Consider the following 14,526-nt stretch of genomic DNA (forward strand, 5'->3'; position numbering starts at 1 on the left):
ACGGGGGCACCACATCACAGTCCTCAGTCCTCCACGCAGGCATGACGCGCACGTCCTACCGTGAGCCGGACCAGACTGCGCCCCACCCAACACAGTTGTCAAACGACAAGTGTTTCCGCGTGGAAACTGAAGCATCGCCTCTCTGCTCGACTGGGCCCGCTGTCCGTCGCCGCCTGCAAATACACGCCGCCGCCTGCGGCCCCGATAGGGGAGCGGGCGGCGCAGAGGTCTCCATGGGCCAGTCCTGGACGGTCGACCAGCTTCTGTGCGGGCAGCTTCTGCGCGGGCGTGGAGCACGGCGTGCGCGCGGACGCCAGGGCGCTCCCTGCTGCCACGCGGGTCATGCCGATGCCGACGGCTCGGTAAAGGGGGCCCGCCTCCGGGCTTCGGGTTCCGCCGGGTCGCGTGGCGTCAGGTGGTGGGGATGGGGCCGGTCATTTTCTCCAGGCGCACCAGGTCGTGAGGGTTGAGGCCGGACAGCTCGCAGATGGCATCGACGGCGCCGCCCTTGCGAAGAGCGGCGACTGCTTCCAGCTCGGCGTCGGCCCGGGCGGCATCCAGCGCTTCCCGGGCATCGCGCAGACGGTTGACGGCCAGCTCGAGCGAAACAAGTTCCATGGGCGGATGATGGCATGCTCTTCGCAGAGGGGGGCCGCCCTTGCGCTGCGGGTCCGTGGGTGTGCCGGGCTGTCGCACGGCGGCTCATGAGACCGCCCGGGCCGCGGCCTTGCATGTCCACCACTTTCTGGGCCGCGGTAAGAACGGCTACCAGGTCGGCTACTTCGGTACCGACAACCCGGCGACAGCGGTTTCCTCCTCCGGCCACAGCTGACCCGGCGGAGCCGGTGACGCCAGATTGACGCGGCCTGCCGGGAGGTGCCTCCCGCCGCCGCCCGGGTCCCGTTCCCGGCCCCAGCTGCTCGCCCTTGGAGAGATCGTCGCTGAGGGGGTACGACTGCCGTTACGTATTCCGTGGTTCGCCGCAGGCCGGCACTGTCGGCGCCGTCCACGGCCCCAATGCGCGAAACCCGGGGGCTTTTCCGGGGTCGCGAGCGAGCAGGCACCGAGCCGGAGCCCGCGGCAGGGATCGGCCGACCCGCAGAGCGAGCCATCCCTCTCCCGCGTTCTCAGGCGGCGAGTTGTGTCGATGGCGTGAGGAAAGAGGCCGCTGCCGGATGGACGGCCTGGCGGGGGTTCCGCGCTCGCCTCGCACGTGCGTATATTTGCCGCACGACAACAATTGGTGGATGGGACGTGCTGCGAGCCTCAGCCTAGGGGACGCGTGAGCACGTGCCGCAGGGCGGTACCGAGGAGAGGCAACCAGGTGAGTGTCAGTGAGGCCGTGGCCCGTCAGCTCGTGGCGAAGGCATTGCAGGACAGTGCCGAAGCCGTGGCCGACCGATGGGTGGAGCTGCAGCTGGCACAGACCGAACAGCGCGAGGGCGTGGGCGAGCGCGAGCTGCGTGAGGAGGCCGATGCGCTGGTCGCCGCTCTCGCCGCGGGACTGGCCACCAGCCTTGCGACGAACCGGGTGGTGACCTCTCATCGGGAATTGCGTCAGGCGGTCGTCGACCTGTCCCTGCGCAGAGCTCGGGGCGGTGCCACGCCGACCGCGACATCACTGGCCGTGCTCTCCCTCAAGGAAGCGGTCCTGGAGACGATGCAGACCGCCACTGACGACGCCTCAGAGCTGTTCGCGGCAGCGCTGCTGGTCAACCGTCTGCTGGACGCGGCCGGGGCCCTGTCCTTCGACACCTACGTCGAGGGCCGGGAAGAGATCATCCGCAGGCAGAGCCGGCAGTTGCTCGAACTCTCCACGCCCGTAGTACGGCTGTGGCGGCACGTGCTGGCCGTACCGCTCATCGGCACCCTCGACACCGCGCGTACCCAGATCGTCATGGAGAACCTCCTTCAGGCGATCCAGGAACACGAAGCGCAAGTGGCGATCATCGACATCACCGGTGTGCCCACCGTCGATACGGCGGTGGCCCAGCACCTGATGCAGACCGTCAACGCGGTACGTCTCATGGGGGCCGACTGTGTCATCAGCGGCATCCGGCCGCCCATCGCGCAGACCATCGCGCAGCTGGGCATCGACCTGTCGAAGATCCTCACGCGCGCCAGCCTGGCCGACGCCCTGTCCGAGGCCATCAAACTGACCGAAATCCCTGGCGTTGAGCCGCGGGCTCTGCGGTGAGGGCACAGCCGAGCGGCGGCGTCCCGATCCTGCGCCTGGGCGATGTCCTGATCACCGGCCTTCTCAATGAGCTCGACGACAAGGCCGCCAGGGCCTTCACCGACGAGCTCACGGACCGCATCGCGTCCGATCACGCGCGGGGTGTCCTGATCGACATCTCCCGTTTGGAGATGGTCGACTCCTTCGTGGCTCGCATGCTGATGGAGATGACGTCCATGGCGCGCCTGCTGGGAGCCCGGGTCATCGTGGCCGGCATGCGGCCGGCGGTGGCCATCACTCTGGTCGAACTGGGCCTCGGACTCGATGGTGTCGAAACCGCCCTGAACACCGAACAAGGCATCGCCGCGCTCGGGTGGTATCAGGCCCCGCGGCCCCCGGAAGGGGCACGACATGACCCAACTGGCTAACCGGCGCGCCACCACCGTCAAGCGTCCTGCTGGTGACGACAAGGATTCCGAACGCCTCGTTCTGCACTCGGAGGAAGATCTGCTCTCGATTCGGCACGCGGTGCGCGCGGCCAGCGTGAAGATCGGGTTCGGCATCATCGACCAGACCCGGATCGTGACCGCGGCCAGCGAACTGGCCCGTAACGCCTACGTCCACGGCGGCGGAGGAGCCCTGACCATCGACTGCCTCCGCCGTGGCAGCGCGGAGGGGTTGCGCCTGACGATAAGCGACAACGGCCCCGGCATCCCCGACCTCGACGCCGCCCTCACCGACGGCTTCACCACCGGCGCGGGGCTCGGCCACGGACTGGGCGGCGCGCGACGTCTCATGCACGACTTCGAGGTGCACACCGCCGCAGGAAAGGGCACGACCGTGATCGCCACCCGCTGGACCGGCCGGTGAGCTCGGCCGGCACGTCGACGGTCCATGTCCGCATCGATCACTACAGTGCCGTGCACATGGCGGCCGAGGCCGCCCGGAAACTGGGGGAACGATGTGGTCTCCCGGGCGCCATGCCGGACCAGGCGGCGGTGCTGGCCTCCGAACTGGCCAGCAACATCGACAAACACGCACGAGACGGCGCTCTCTACATCCAGGCGCTGCCGCTGGGCGACGGCGTGGAAATCCTGGCCGCGGACCGCGGCCCCGGGATGCCCGAACTCGAGCGCTGCCTCGCCGACGGATACACGACCGTTGGCACGCTGGGTGCGGGACTGGGGGCCGTCAGCCGTATAGCGAGCGACTTCACCATCCGGACCCGGACCGGCACGGGCACCTACGCGTCAGCCCGCCTCGTACGCCCCGACCAGCCCGGGACAGCCCCGCAGAACGCCGCCCTCACCTGCCTGCCCGCAGACCTCGAAGAGCACTGCGGAGACGCCGGCGCAGTCATGGACACCGGAACGAGCCGCACCGCCGCCGTCATTGACGGACTCGGCCACGGCCACGAAGCCGCCGAAGCCGCCCACAGCGCCCTGCGTACGTTCCGCACGGCCGCCGCGCGCTCCCTGCCGGACATCCTCACGGCCATGCACCGCACGCTGCGCCACACCCGCGGCGCAGCCGTCGGCCTCCTGCGCTTGCAGGGCGAACGAGCCCAGTACTGCGCGATCGGCAACATCCGCGCCGTAGCGCTCTCTCCCGAGGGCGTCCACCACAGACTGACGGGACAGCCCGGCGTCGTGGGATGGCGCATGCCCACCCCCACAACGCACGCCTTCGACCTGCCCGCCGGCACCACGGCGCTCCTGCACTCCGACGGCATCGATGCCCGCTGGACCCAGGACCCCGCCCTGTTCGTGCTGCGTCTGCCACCGCCACTGCTCACCGCGGCGGTGACGCACAACCACCGCAACACCCGCGACGACGCGACGGTCCTTGCGGTACGACCCCCGCGAAGGGACCAATGAACGGCACGTTCTCCTCCCTGTCCGCTCTGCGCTCAGCGGTACGCGGCACGGCCCGGCGCTATGGGCTGCCGCCCGACGTGCGCTCCCGCCTCGTCCTGTCCGTCACCGAGGTGGCAGCAGCGGAACTCGCGGCCGGCCGATCCGTCACGTTCACCACCGATGTGGAGACGGACCGCGACCACGGCACGCCCATCATGGCCGCCACGCTGACCGCTCCTCAGGCCGTGGCCCCGCCCCCAACCATGGACCTGCCACTGCCCCCAGCTCCGCCGCCGGGGCCCATGGCAGGTGAAACGCTCTCACCCACCCTCGCGGTGACATGGAACATCGCGCTGCCCCAAGACAGCGCCTCCCAGCCTCGCGGCCGCTCGCGCCGTCAACTCGCCCTTATGGACGAGGAGGCCGCCCTGGACGAAGAACTGCGCACCGCGCTCGCGACCGTCGACTCCCTGACGACCGAGCACCGTCTCCTCAAGCACGAGTTGGCCGAGACGAACGGTGGTGTCCTGGCCCTGTACGTCCAGCTCGAAGAGCGCGACGAGCAGTTGCGCAAGGCACACGGCTCGATGCTCCAGGAACTCGAAGACGCCCTGCGCCCGGCCCCGTTGACCGTCGACGGCCTGGAACTCGCCGTCCACTACGAGCCCGCCGACCCGCACGCCCCCACCGGCGGCGACCTGTACGACTGGTTCACCCTGCCCGACGGCACGCTCCACATCACCATCGTCGACGCTCTCGGCCACGGGGTACGCAGCACCAGAAGCGCCCTCGACGTCACCCACGCCGTCCGCACCCTCGCCCTCGAAGGCCACCCCCTCCAGTCCATCCTGACCCGCGCGCACGAACTGCTCACCCCGCTGGCGCCCGGACTCATGGCCACGGCACTGCTCGCCCGCATCGACCCCGTCACGGGCGATCTACAGCTGGCCAACGGAAGCCACCCACCCGCCCTCCTGCTGCGCGAGGACGGCAGCGCCCGCTACCTCGAAGTCCCCGGACGAGGCGTGGGGTTCCCCCTCCCCGGCAGCGAGCGCCTGCTCCAGACCCGGCTGGCCCCCGGCGACCTGCTCATCCTGTACACCGACGGCCTGACCGAAAGCCGCAGAAACCCCATCGAAGGCGAGCTACGGCTCATCGAAGCCGCACGACACCACGCCGACAAGCCCCTGAGGGACATCCCCGGCGCCATCGCCACCGACATGCACACCCTCGTCCTCCACCCCGATGACACGCTTGCCCTGGCCATCCGCGTAGCCCAGCCACCACCTGCGTAGCCCAGGCACCAGACACACCATCGCTCGATGCGCCCGGAGCAGCCGTCTACGCCACCCTCACCGGAACCCACCCGTCCTGACCGCATCCCCAGGAGGAGGGATGATGAACGCCCGATCAGAACAACAGCGCAACCGGAACGAACCGCGGACGACCACGGGGGCCGCGTCTGTACGCCGTCGCCGCCGCGGCAGCTCTCGGGGCTCTGGCGAGTGGGTGTGCCTCGGGGAATTCCGGCGCCCCTGCCGCAGTCGTCACGCCCGCGTCCACCGGCGCGCCAACACCAGGCGCCGCTACTCCGCCCGCTCCACCCCCTGCGCGTCGACGCCACCCGCATGCCGGCCGCGTCCGGACCACACCACCTCTCCCGGGCCGCCTTGGCCTACGAGATCGCCGGCGACATCCTCGGCTGCTGGAGCGAATAGCGGCAGAGCCACAGACCACGCGACAGCGCACCACATGGCGTCCATGCCCCCGTCGCCCCGGATCTTCCGGCCCTGGCGGCAGGGGTGCGGGGGAGAGATGAGAGGGTCGGGCGGGTGAGCGAGAAACCGAAGAACACCTTGCAATACCGCGTTGACGGGCCACAGGACGCTCCGATCCTGGTCCTGGGCCCCTCCCTGGGGACCACCTGGCACATGTGGGACCGCCAGATACCCGAGCTGGCCGGCACCTGGCGGGTGCTGCGGTTCGACCTGCCGGGGCACGGGGGCGCCCCGGCCGAGCCGGCGCACTCCGTGGCCGAGCTCGGCGACCGTCTGGTCGCCACCCTCGACGGGCTCGGCATCCAGCGCTTCGGCTACGCGGGCTGCTCCATCGGCGGCGCGATCGGCGCCGACCTGGCCCTGCGCCACCCGCACCGTCTCGCCTCGCTCGCCCTGGTCGCCTCCTCGCCCCGGTTCGGCACCGCCGACGAGTACCGCCAGCGCGGTGTGATCGTCCGCACCAACGGCATGGACCCCATGGCGCGCTCCGCGCCCGAGCGCTGGTTCACCGCCGCCTACGCCGCGGCCCAGCCCGCGATCGTGGAGTGGGCCGTGCAGATGGTCCGCACCACCGACCCCGCCTGCTACATAGCCGCCTGCGAGGCGCTCGCCGCCTTCGACATCCGCGCCGACCTCGCGCGCATCGCCGTTCCCACGCTCGCCCTGGTCGGCGCCGAGGACCGGGTGACCGGGCCCGGCGAGGCGCGCACCCTGGTCGCGGGCATACCGGGCGCCGGCCTCGCCGTGGTGCCGGGCGCCGCCCATCTGGCCCCCGTCGAGCAGCCGGCCGCCGTCACCGACCTCCTCGTACGCCACTTCTCGACGGCCTGGCAGGAGACGCCGCCCACGCTTCCCGCGCCGGCCGCCCCCGGGCCCGCCGCGTCCCCGGAGCCCTCCGCGCCTTTCCCGGCCCCGGGCCCCCTGGCTACTCCCGCGCCTTCCGCGGCCTTCCCGGCCCCCGGGCCGGCCGCGCCCCACGAGCCTTCCGCCCCCTTCCCCGCCCCCTGGCCCGCCGCGTCCCCGGAGCCTTCCGCGGCCTTCCCCGCCCCCGGGCCCCTCGCTACCGCCGCGCCATCCGCGGGCCCCGCGCCCATGGCCACCCCCGCGCCCTTCGCGACGACCCCGGGCCCCATGGCGACCCCGGCTCCCCTCGCCTCCCCGGGACCCATCGCACCGCAGGCCCCCGCTGGACCGCTCGTCCCGGCCGCTGCCGAGCCCCCGGCCGGGACGGCGGCGCCCGCCCCCGCCGAAACCGAGGAGCCTGCCGCACCCGCCGGGCGCCCCGCCGAAACCGAGGGGCCCGCCGCACCCGCCGGGCGCCCCGCCGAAACCGAGGAGCCCGCCGCACCCGCCGGGCGCCCCGACGCCTACGAGGCCGGGATGCGGATCCGGCGTGACGTGCTCGGCGATGCCCAGGTGGATGCCGAGACCGCACGGGCCGATGCCTCCTTCGGAGCCGCTTTCGACGAGCTCACCACCCGACACGCCTGGGGCGAGGTGTGGTCGAGGGAGGGTCTGGACCGGCGTACCCGGGTCGCCGTCGCCCTGGCCGCGCTCGCCTCCGGTGGCCACCTGGACGACCTCGCGGCCCACACCCGGGCCGCGCTGCGCGCCGGGCTCACCCCCGCCGAGATCGAGGAGGTGCTGCTCCAGACCGGTGTGTACTGCGGGATTCCCGCCGCGAGCGCCGCGCTCCGGGTAGCGGGCGCGGTCGTCCGGGAGGAGACGAGCCCGCGGGGATGACCGGATTCCGTGCCTCCGAGCCCGGTCGGGAGCAGGATGGGATCATGAGCCTGAAACTGACCAAGAAGACCCATGCCTGCGTCCAGATCGGCAAGGACGGCCGGACCCTCGTCATCGACCCGGGTACGTTCAGTGAGAGCGACGCGGCGCTCGGCGCCGACGCGATCCTGGTGACCCACGAGCACCTCGACCACTTCAACGAGGAGCGCCTGCGGACCGGCCTCGAAGCCAACCCGGCCGCCGAGATCTGGACCCTGCGCAGCGTCGCGGAGAAGATCTCGGCGGCCTTCCCCGGCCGCGTCCACACGGTCGGGCACGGCGACGCCTTCAGCGCGGCCGGCTTCGACATCCAGGTGTACGGCGAGCTGCACGCGGTGATCCACCCCGACATCCCCCGCATCACCAACATCGGCTTCCTGGTGGACGGTTCGGTCTTCCACCCCGGCGACGCGCTCACCGTCCCCGACCAGGCCGTGGACACCCTGATGCTCCCGGTGATGGCGCCCTGGAACAAGATCTCCGAGGTCATCGACTATGTGCGTGAGGTCAAGCCGCGCCGTGCCATCGACATCCACGACGCCCTCCTCACCGACCTGGCCCGGCCGATCTACGACTCGCAGATCGGCGGCCTCGGCGGCGCCGAGCACGGCCGCCTGACGCCGGGGGACTCGACGCAGCTGTGAGTGTCGGAGCCGGGCGGTAGGTTGGGATCCATGCGCATCGCCACCTGGAACGTCAACTCGATCACCGCTCGGCTGCCCCGCCTGCTGGCCTGGCTGGAGAGCACCGGCACGGACGTGCTGTGCGTCCAGGAGACCAAGACCACCGCCGAGGGCTTCCCCGCCGCCGAGTTGCGCGAGCTCGGTTACGAGTCCGCGGTCAACGCCACCGGCCGGTGGAACGGCGTGGCCCTGATCTCCCGGGTCGGCCTCGACGACGTCGTGCTGGGGCTGCCCGGCGGCCCCGACTACGAGGGCACCCAGGAGCCCCGCGCGATTTCGGGGACCTGTGGCGGAGTCCGCCTCTGGTCGGTCTACGTGCCCAACGGCCGCGAGGTCGCGCACGACCACTACACGTACAAGCTGACGTGGTTCGAGGCCCTGAAGGCGGCCGTCGCCGAGGACGCCGCGGGACCGCGGCCCTTCGCGGTGCTCGGCGACTTCAACGTGGCCCCCACCGACGAGGACGTCTACGACCCGGCGGTCTTCGAGGGCCTCACCCATGTCACTCCCGCCGAGCGTGCCGCGCTCGCCGCCCTGCGCGAAGCGGGCCTGTCGGACGTGGTGCCCCGCCCGCTGAAGTACGACCGTCCGTACACGTACTGGGACTACCGCCAGCTGGCGTTCCCCAAGAACCGGGGCATGCGCATCGACCTGGTCTACGGCAACGAGCCGTTCGCCGCGGCCGTCAAGGACAGCTATGTCGACCGCGAGGAGCGCAAGGGCAAGGGCGCGTCCGACCACGCGCCCGTCGTGGTGGACCTGACGGTCTGAGAGCCGTTCGCGCCGGGGTTGTGCGCCGCCCCGCGTGCCCCGTGGTCCGACGAGGCGTCGAATGGGAGTCTGGATCGTATGAACTTCCTCCAGAACTGGCGCAAGCGGCACTCGGCGGCGCACGGGGTGGCGGTGTACGAGGCCGTCAGGGAAGATCCCGAGGGCGTCGCCGGGCTGCTCTCCGAGTGTGAGCTGCTGCGGACCCGGGCCTGGCAGAGCAAGCTCGAACTCGACGACTCCCCGGCCTCGTTGGAGGCGCTCGACCAGCTGCCGCCGCGCTGGCGCGAGGACCCGGAGGAGCTGCCCTGGCTGGGCAACGACGCCGGTCTGTATCTGGGCACCGTGATCGTCCGCACCGTCCCGGGCGCGAGCTGGGACGTGTGGCCCAGCGGCCGGCCCGTGGTGCGGCTCGCCTCGGGCCGCGAGATCGACGTCGTGGTCGCGGGTCTGACCTGGGCGACGACCGGCGCCCCCGAGCTGTTCCAGGTGTACGCCGAAGCCTCCGAGGCCTGATCCCGGCGGCAACCGGACGGCCTTCAGGACCTGCGGGGCCAAAATACGGTTTATGCCCTATTCGTGCGTGTCGAGGTGAAGTCCCTTACCGGGCTGGATAGTTTGCGCTGACCTCGACACAGCGATGAGTGGGCAGGACAGCGTATGGCCGTCGATCCGTTGATCGAGCTGCGTGACGTCAACAAGCACTACGGGACGTTGCACGTCCTCCAGGGCATCAACCTCACCGTCGGCCGCGGGGAGGTGGTGGTGGTCATCGGCCCGTCCGGCTCGGGCAAGTCAACGCTCTGCCGGACGATGAACCGTCTTGAGACCATCGAATCCGGTTCCATCGCCATCGACGGCAGGCCCCTCCCGGAGGAGGGCAAGGGCCTGGCCCGGCTCCGGGCCGAAGTGGGCATGGTCTTCCAGTCGTTCAACCTCTTCGCGCACAAGTCCGTCCTCGCCAATGTCTCGCTGGCCCAGATCAAGGTCCGGGGCCGCAAGAAGGAGGAGGCCGACCGCCGCTCCCGTGAACTCCTGGACCGGGTCGGCCTCGCCTCGCAGGCGGACAAGCTCCCCGCCCAGCTCTCCGGCGGCCAGCAGCAGCGCGTGGCCATCGCCCGCGCCCTGGCCATGGACCCCAAGGTCATGCTCTTCGACGAGCCCACCTCGGCGCTCGACCCGGAGATGATCAACGAGGTGCTCGAAGTCATGCAGCAACTGGCCCGCGAGGGCATGACCATGGTCGTCGTCACCCACGAGATGGGCTTCGCCCGCTCAGCCGCCAACCGCGTCGTGTTCATGGCGGACGGCCGCATCGTCGAGGACCGCACCCCCGACGACTTCTTCACCAACCCGCACAGCGACCGGGCCAAGGACTTCCTCTCCAAGATCCTCAAGCACTGAACGGGGGGTGGACGCAACGATGATGGCCACACGACGCACGCTCGCCGCGCTGGTGCTCGCCCTGGCCGTGGCCGGCTGCGGCAAGTCGGGCAGCCCGCCGGTGAAGGGCCCCAAGGCCGAACTGCTGCCGCACTACGCGGTCGCCAAGAACATCAGCCTCCCCGACTCGTCGGTGTGGCGCCGGGCCAAGAACCGGGGCCACCTGGTCGTCGGCGCCAAGGAGGACCAGCCCTACCTGGGCGAGAAGGACCCGGCCACCGGCGTCTACACCGGCTTCGACATCGAGATCGCCAAGATGATGTCGGCCTCGCTCGGATTCGACCCGGCGACCATCGAGTTCAAGACGATCGCCTCGGCCAACCGCGAGACCGCTCTCCAGAACGGCCAGGTCGACTACTACGTCGGCACCTACACCATCAACGCCAACCGCAAGAAGCTGGTCGGCTTCGCGGGCCCGTACTACCTGGCCGGCCAGGGCCTGCTGGTGCGTACGGACGAGAACGGCCTCACCGCGCCCCAGGACTTCGCGGGCAAGCGGGTCTGTTCGGCCGCCGGGTCCACCCCCTTCCAGCGGATGGAGAAGGACTACCCGAAGGTCGACATGGTCGCTTACGACACCTACTCCGTGTGCGTGGACAACCTGCTCACCTTCCAGGTCTCCGCCGTCACCACCGACGACACCATCCTGAGCGGCTACGCGGCCAAGGTCCCCGACGAACTCAAGGTCGTCGGCAAGCCGTTCTCCAAGGAGCCGTACGGCGTCGGCGTCCCCCGGGGCGACAACACGCTGCGCTTCGCGCTGGACGACGCCATCGAGGCCCACGAGAAGAACGGCGACTGGAAGAAGGCGTACGCCGCCACGCTCGGCCTGTCCGGACGCCCGGCCGCTCCCGCCCCGCCCATCGACCGCTACCCGGCGAGCTGAGGCCGCAATGGACGTACTCACCAAGAACTTCTCGCTGTACGGCAAGGGCTTCCTCGGCACCGTCGAACTGACCGTCTACGCCTCGGTGCTGGCGCTGGTGCTCGGCTTCGTCATGGCGTCCTGCCGGGTCTCCCCGGTCGGCTCCTTCCGGGTGCTCGGCACGGTGTGGGTGACCGTGCTGCGCAACACCCCGCTGACGCTGCTCTTCTTCGCCGTGCTGCTCGGCCTGCCGCGCTTCGGTCTGGTGCTGCCCTTCCAGCTCTTCGCGGTGATCGCGCTCGGCTGCTACACCTCCGCGTTCATCTGCGAGGCGCTGCGCTCCGGCATCAACACCGTGCCCCGGGGGCAGGGCGAGGCGGCCAGAAGCCTCGGGATGACCTTCGGTCAGACCCTGTCCACGGTGGTGCTGCCGCAGGCGTTCCGGTCTGTGATCCCGCCGGTCGGCTCCACCCTGATCGCACTCGCGAAGAACTCCGCGATCGCCGGGGCGTTCAGCGTCACCGAACTCCTCGGTACGTACAAGACGTTGAGCGAGCTCGGCTACAACATCATCTGGACCTTCGTCTGGATCGCGATCGGCTACCTGATCATCACCCTCTTCATCAGCGCCGTCTTCAACATCCTCGAGAAGCGCTGGGGAGTCGCCCGATGACCGCGCCACTTGCCAAGGAAGCCACCGCCCTCTACGACGTTCCCGGACCCAGGACCCAGCAGCGGCACCTGGTGTACGGGGTGATCTCGACGGTCCTGATCCTGCTGCTCGTGGGCTGGCTCATCTACCTCCTCTTCGACACCGACCAGTTCACCTCCGCGAAGTGGACGCCGTTCGAGTACAAGGGCATCCAGGACCTCCTGCTGCGCGGACTCGGCAACACCCTGCGGGCCTTCGCCTTCGCCTCGGTGCTCTCCCTGGCGCTCGGCGCGATCCTCGCCACCGGGCGGCTCTCCGACCACCGGCCGCTGCGCTGGATCGCGACCCTGCTCGTCGAGTTCTTCCGCGCGATGCCCGTCCTCGTGATGATCTTCTTCATCTTCGTGGCGCTCAAAGTGCAGCCCCTGCCCGCCCTGGTGGCCGGGCTCACGCTCTACAACGGCTCGGTGCTCGCCGAGGTCTTCAGAACCGGCGTCAACTCCGTGGAACGCGGCCAGAAGGAGGCGGCATTCTCGCTCGGCATGCGCAAGACGCAGGTCATGACGTACGTGCTGGTCCCGCAGGGCATCCGGGCCATGTTGCCCACCATCATCAGCCAGTTGGTGGTGGCCCTGAAGGACACCTCGCTCGGCTTCTTGATCACCTATGAGGAGTTTCTGCACGCGGGGAAGCTCATCGCGTCGAATCTCGACTACGATTTGCCGTTCATCCCCGTGGTGATGGTGATCTCGCCGATCTACATCGGGATGTGCATGCTGCTCTCCTGGTTCGCCACCTGGATGGCCAGGAGACAGAAGCGCAATCCCAAGACGGAGGCCGTGGACGTCGCACCGGCCGAACCAGGGACGCTGCTGCCGAGGGGGGTCCCCCCTGGACCCTAGGTCCTTGGGAGAGCGGTGGCTGAGGGGCAGGAACCCACCCGGCAGCAGCCGGTGATCACTTCTCGCGGAGCGGGACCGTCGGAGACGGCGGATCCGACGCGGGCGAGGAGAAGGTCAGCTGCGCGCCGAGCGGGTTGTGCTCGATGTAGAGCGGGTCGACGGTGTCCACCACCCGTGCCACACGGCGCGGGGGCGTTGCTGACCGGCTTGCCGAGGCCGGGCGGCCCCCTGTCGCAGAGGTAGGCGACGAGGGGCCGCTCTCCTTGGTGGGGAGACGGCGACGGTACGGGGTGTCAGCCGGCCGTGGCGGCGGTGCCCGTGAGGGCGCTCTTGGCCTTCCACGCGTCGAAGCCGAGATTCCACTCGCCGTAGCCGTTGTTGAGGGCCTGGGTGCCCTTGGCGTCGTCGCCGACGATCTCGAACGGGTCGCCGACCTGCACCGCGCCGTACACGAACTTGGCGTCGGAGTCGCTCATGCCGATGCAGCCCGAGCTCATGTTGGCCACGCCGAAGTGCTGGTAGTTCCACGGCGCGGCGTGGGCGTACATCCCGGACCAGGTGAGCCGCATCGAGTAGTCGACCATCTTGTCGTACGTCTTGCCGAGGCCGACGGTCTCCGAGTTCATGTTGATCGTCCCCTCCTTCGCCATCAGGACGGTCTTGCCGCGCCAGGACGCCTTGTCGCCGCCCGGGGTACCGCCCGATATCGGGATGTCCTTGAGCAACTGACCGTCGCGGTAGAGCTTGAGGCGGTGGCTGCCGAGGTCGACCTTGGCGATCTGGTTCTTCCCGATCGTGAAGTCGCTTTTGTAGTCCTTCACGAACCAGCCGCCCGAGGTGCCCGAGTCGACCCCGTTGAGATCGGCGTCCAGGGTCACCTTGGTCCCGGGCTTCCAGTACTCCTTGGGACGCCAGTCGACGCGGTCCTTGCCCGAGTAGTCCTGCATCCAGCCCCAGGAGCCCTCGGTGTTGTCGGAGGTCGTCACCTTCAGATGCTTCTCCACGTCCGCCCGGTTCTTGACCGGGTTGTCGAACACGATCGAGACGGGCTGGCCGATCCCCACCGTCGAGTCCTTGCCGGGCACGATGCTCACCTTGTTGACCTTGCCGGCGGCCGCCGTGGCGAACTCGGCCTTCGCGGTGGCGCCCTTGGCCTCCTTGGCCTCGACGGTGTACGAGGTGCCCGGCGCGGCGACCCGGTCCGAGGTCCACGTCCGGCCGTCGGGCGCCACCTTGCCGCCGAGCTTGCCGCCCTTGGCGTCCGTGACCGTGACGCTGCTCAGCGTGCCGTCCGCCAGCGTCACCTTGACGGGCCGGCCCGCCTTGGCCTGACTGCCCGTCAGATTGACCGAGATCTCCATCTTCTTCCGGGACGCGAGATCGGACTTGGCGTCGCCGGACGACGAGGAGTCACCGCCCCCGCAGGCGGTCAGCGCCACGGCGAGAACCGCCGTTCCGGCCAGGGCGGCGAAAGGGGCCGGACGACGGAACCGGGCGTGGCGGCGTATGCGGCTCAACTGGAAACCTCCGTTGCGAATTCTTCTCCACAGGGTGAGAGTCACCAACGGGACCTTAGGTTGCGGGGCGTGCCCGGAAACCGGGAAACCGTTGTGTGACAAGG

General features: G+C 70.0%; 14 protein-coding genes and 3 pseudogenes. 14 read left to right on the forward strand and 3 right to left on the reverse strand.

Annotation, left to right across the window (positions count from 1 at the left end; translation table 11 throughout):
• Positions 1-411: 411 nt before the first annotated feature.
• Positions 412-618, reverse strand: coding sequence for a hypothetical protein (locus tag N4G70_RS13960; protein ID WP_261712942.1), 207 nt, complete (start codon positions 616-618; stop codon positions 412-414).
• A 706-nt stretch (positions 619-1,324) separates the two neighbouring features.
• On the opposite strand from N4G70_RS13960, the gene N4G70_RS13965 reads away from it, so the two are divergent.
• The 14 genes and pseudogenes from N4G70_RS13965 (at position 1,325) to N4G70_RS14025 (ending at position 12,905) form a co-directional block, all read left to right on the forward strand.
• Entirely contained in the window at positions 1,325-2,197 is an 873-nt protein-coding gene (locus N4G70_RS13965) for an STAS domain-containing protein (protein WP_261712943.1), read from the forward strand.
• A complete protein-coding gene (locus N4G70_RS13970; RefSeq protein ID WP_261712944.1) occupies positions 2,194-2,604 on the forward strand; it encodes an STAS domain-containing protein in 411 nt (136 codons plus the stop codon). Before N4G70_RS13965 ends, N4G70_RS13970 begins: the two co-directional genes overlap by 4 nt.
• Complete coding sequence (locus tag N4G70_RS13975; RefSeq protein WP_261712945.1) at positions 2,588-3,046, forward strand: anti-sigma regulatory factor; 459 nt, start codon at positions 2,588-2,590, stop codon at positions 3,044-3,046. Before N4G70_RS13970 ends, N4G70_RS13975 begins: the two co-directional genes overlap by 17 nt.
• A gap of 110 nt (positions 3,047-3,156) precedes the next feature.
• Complete coding sequence (locus N4G70_RS13980) at positions 3,157-4,053, forward strand: SpoIIE family protein phosphatase (RefSeq protein ID WP_261712946.1); 897 nt, start codon at positions 3,157-3,159, stop codon at positions 4,051-4,053.
• The gene (locus N4G70_RS13985) at positions 4,050-5,327 is read left to right on the forward strand and encodes a PP2C family protein-serine/threonine phosphatase (RefSeq protein ID WP_261712947.1); all 1,278 of its coding nucleotides are present in this window, start codon (positions 4,050-4,052) and stop codon (positions 5,325-5,327) included. Before N4G70_RS13980 ends, N4G70_RS13985 begins: the two co-directional genes overlap by 4 nt.
• A gap of 537 nt (positions 5,328-5,864) precedes the next feature.
• Positions 5,865-6,791 (forward strand): annotated as a pseudogene (locus N4G70_RS37150) (alpha/beta fold hydrolase); the annotation flags it as partial.
• A 489-nt stretch (positions 6,792-7,280) separates the two neighbouring features.
• Positions 7,281-7,553: pseudogene (locus tag N4G70_RS37155) on the forward strand (carboxymuconolactone decarboxylase family protein); the annotation flags it as partial.
• Between the two features lie 44 nt (positions 7,554-7,597).
• Entirely contained in the window at positions 7,598-8,236 is a 639-nt protein-coding gene (locus N4G70_RS13995; protein WP_261712949.1) for an MBL fold metallo-hydrolase, read from the forward strand.
• 30 nt (positions 8,237-8,266) lie between these two features.
• On the forward strand, positions 8,267-9,046 hold the full coding sequence (locus tag N4G70_RS14000; protein WP_261712950.1) for an exodeoxyribonuclease III: 780 nt from the start codon (positions 8,267-8,269) through the stop codon (positions 9,044-9,046).
• Positions 9,047-9,124: 78 nt separating this feature from the next.
• Positions 9,125-9,559, forward strand: coding sequence for a DUF6278 family protein (locus N4G70_RS14005; protein WP_261712951.1), 435 nt, complete (start codon positions 9,125-9,127; stop codon positions 9,557-9,559).
• Between the two features lie 144 nt (positions 9,560-9,703).
• The gene (locus N4G70_RS14010; RefSeq protein ID WP_261712952.1) at positions 9,704-10,447 is read left to right on the forward strand and encodes an amino acid ABC transporter ATP-binding protein; all 744 of its coding nucleotides are present in this window, start codon (positions 9,704-9,706) and stop codon (positions 10,445-10,447) included.
• 19 nt (positions 10,448-10,466) lie between these two features.
• Entirely contained in the window at positions 10,467-11,372 is a 906-nt protein-coding gene (locus N4G70_RS14015; RefSeq protein WP_399035381.1) for a glutamate ABC transporter substrate-binding protein, read from the forward strand.
• A gap of 7 nt (positions 11,373-11,379) precedes the next feature.
• Complete coding sequence (locus N4G70_RS14020; protein ID WP_261712953.1) at positions 11,380-12,024, forward strand: amino acid ABC transporter permease; 645 nt, start codon at positions 11,380-11,382, stop codon at positions 12,022-12,024.
• Positions 12,021-12,905 carry an amino acid ABC transporter permease gene (locus N4G70_RS14025; protein ID WP_261712954.1) on the forward strand — a complete coding sequence of 295 codons (885 nt, stop codon included), beginning with the start codon at positions 12,021-12,023 and terminating at the stop codon, positions 12,903-12,905. The genes N4G70_RS14020 and N4G70_RS14025 overlap by 4 nt, the downstream gene beginning before the upstream one ends.
• Positions 12,906-12,960: 55 nt before the next feature.
• Here N4G70_RS14025 and N4G70_RS14030 read toward each other — a convergent pair.
• Together N4G70_RS14030 and N4G70_RS14035 are read right to left on the reverse strand one after the other, a co-directional pair.
• Positions 12,961-13,176: pseudogene (locus N4G70_RS14030) on the reverse strand (acyl esterase); the annotation flags it as partial.
• Positions 13,177-13,198: 22 nt separating this feature from the next.
• Positions 13,199-14,422, reverse strand: coding sequence for an Ig-like domain-containing protein (locus N4G70_RS14035; RefSeq protein WP_399035611.1), 1,224 nt, complete (start codon positions 14,420-14,422; stop codon positions 13,199-13,201).
• Between the last annotated feature and the right edge of the window lie 104 nt (positions 14,423-14,526).

Origin of the sequence: Streptomyces sp. ASQP_92 (assembly GCF_025399895.1) — a bacterium.
Classification (GTDB): Bacteria; Actinomycetota; Actinomycetes; order Streptomycetales; family Streptomycetaceae; genus Streptomyces.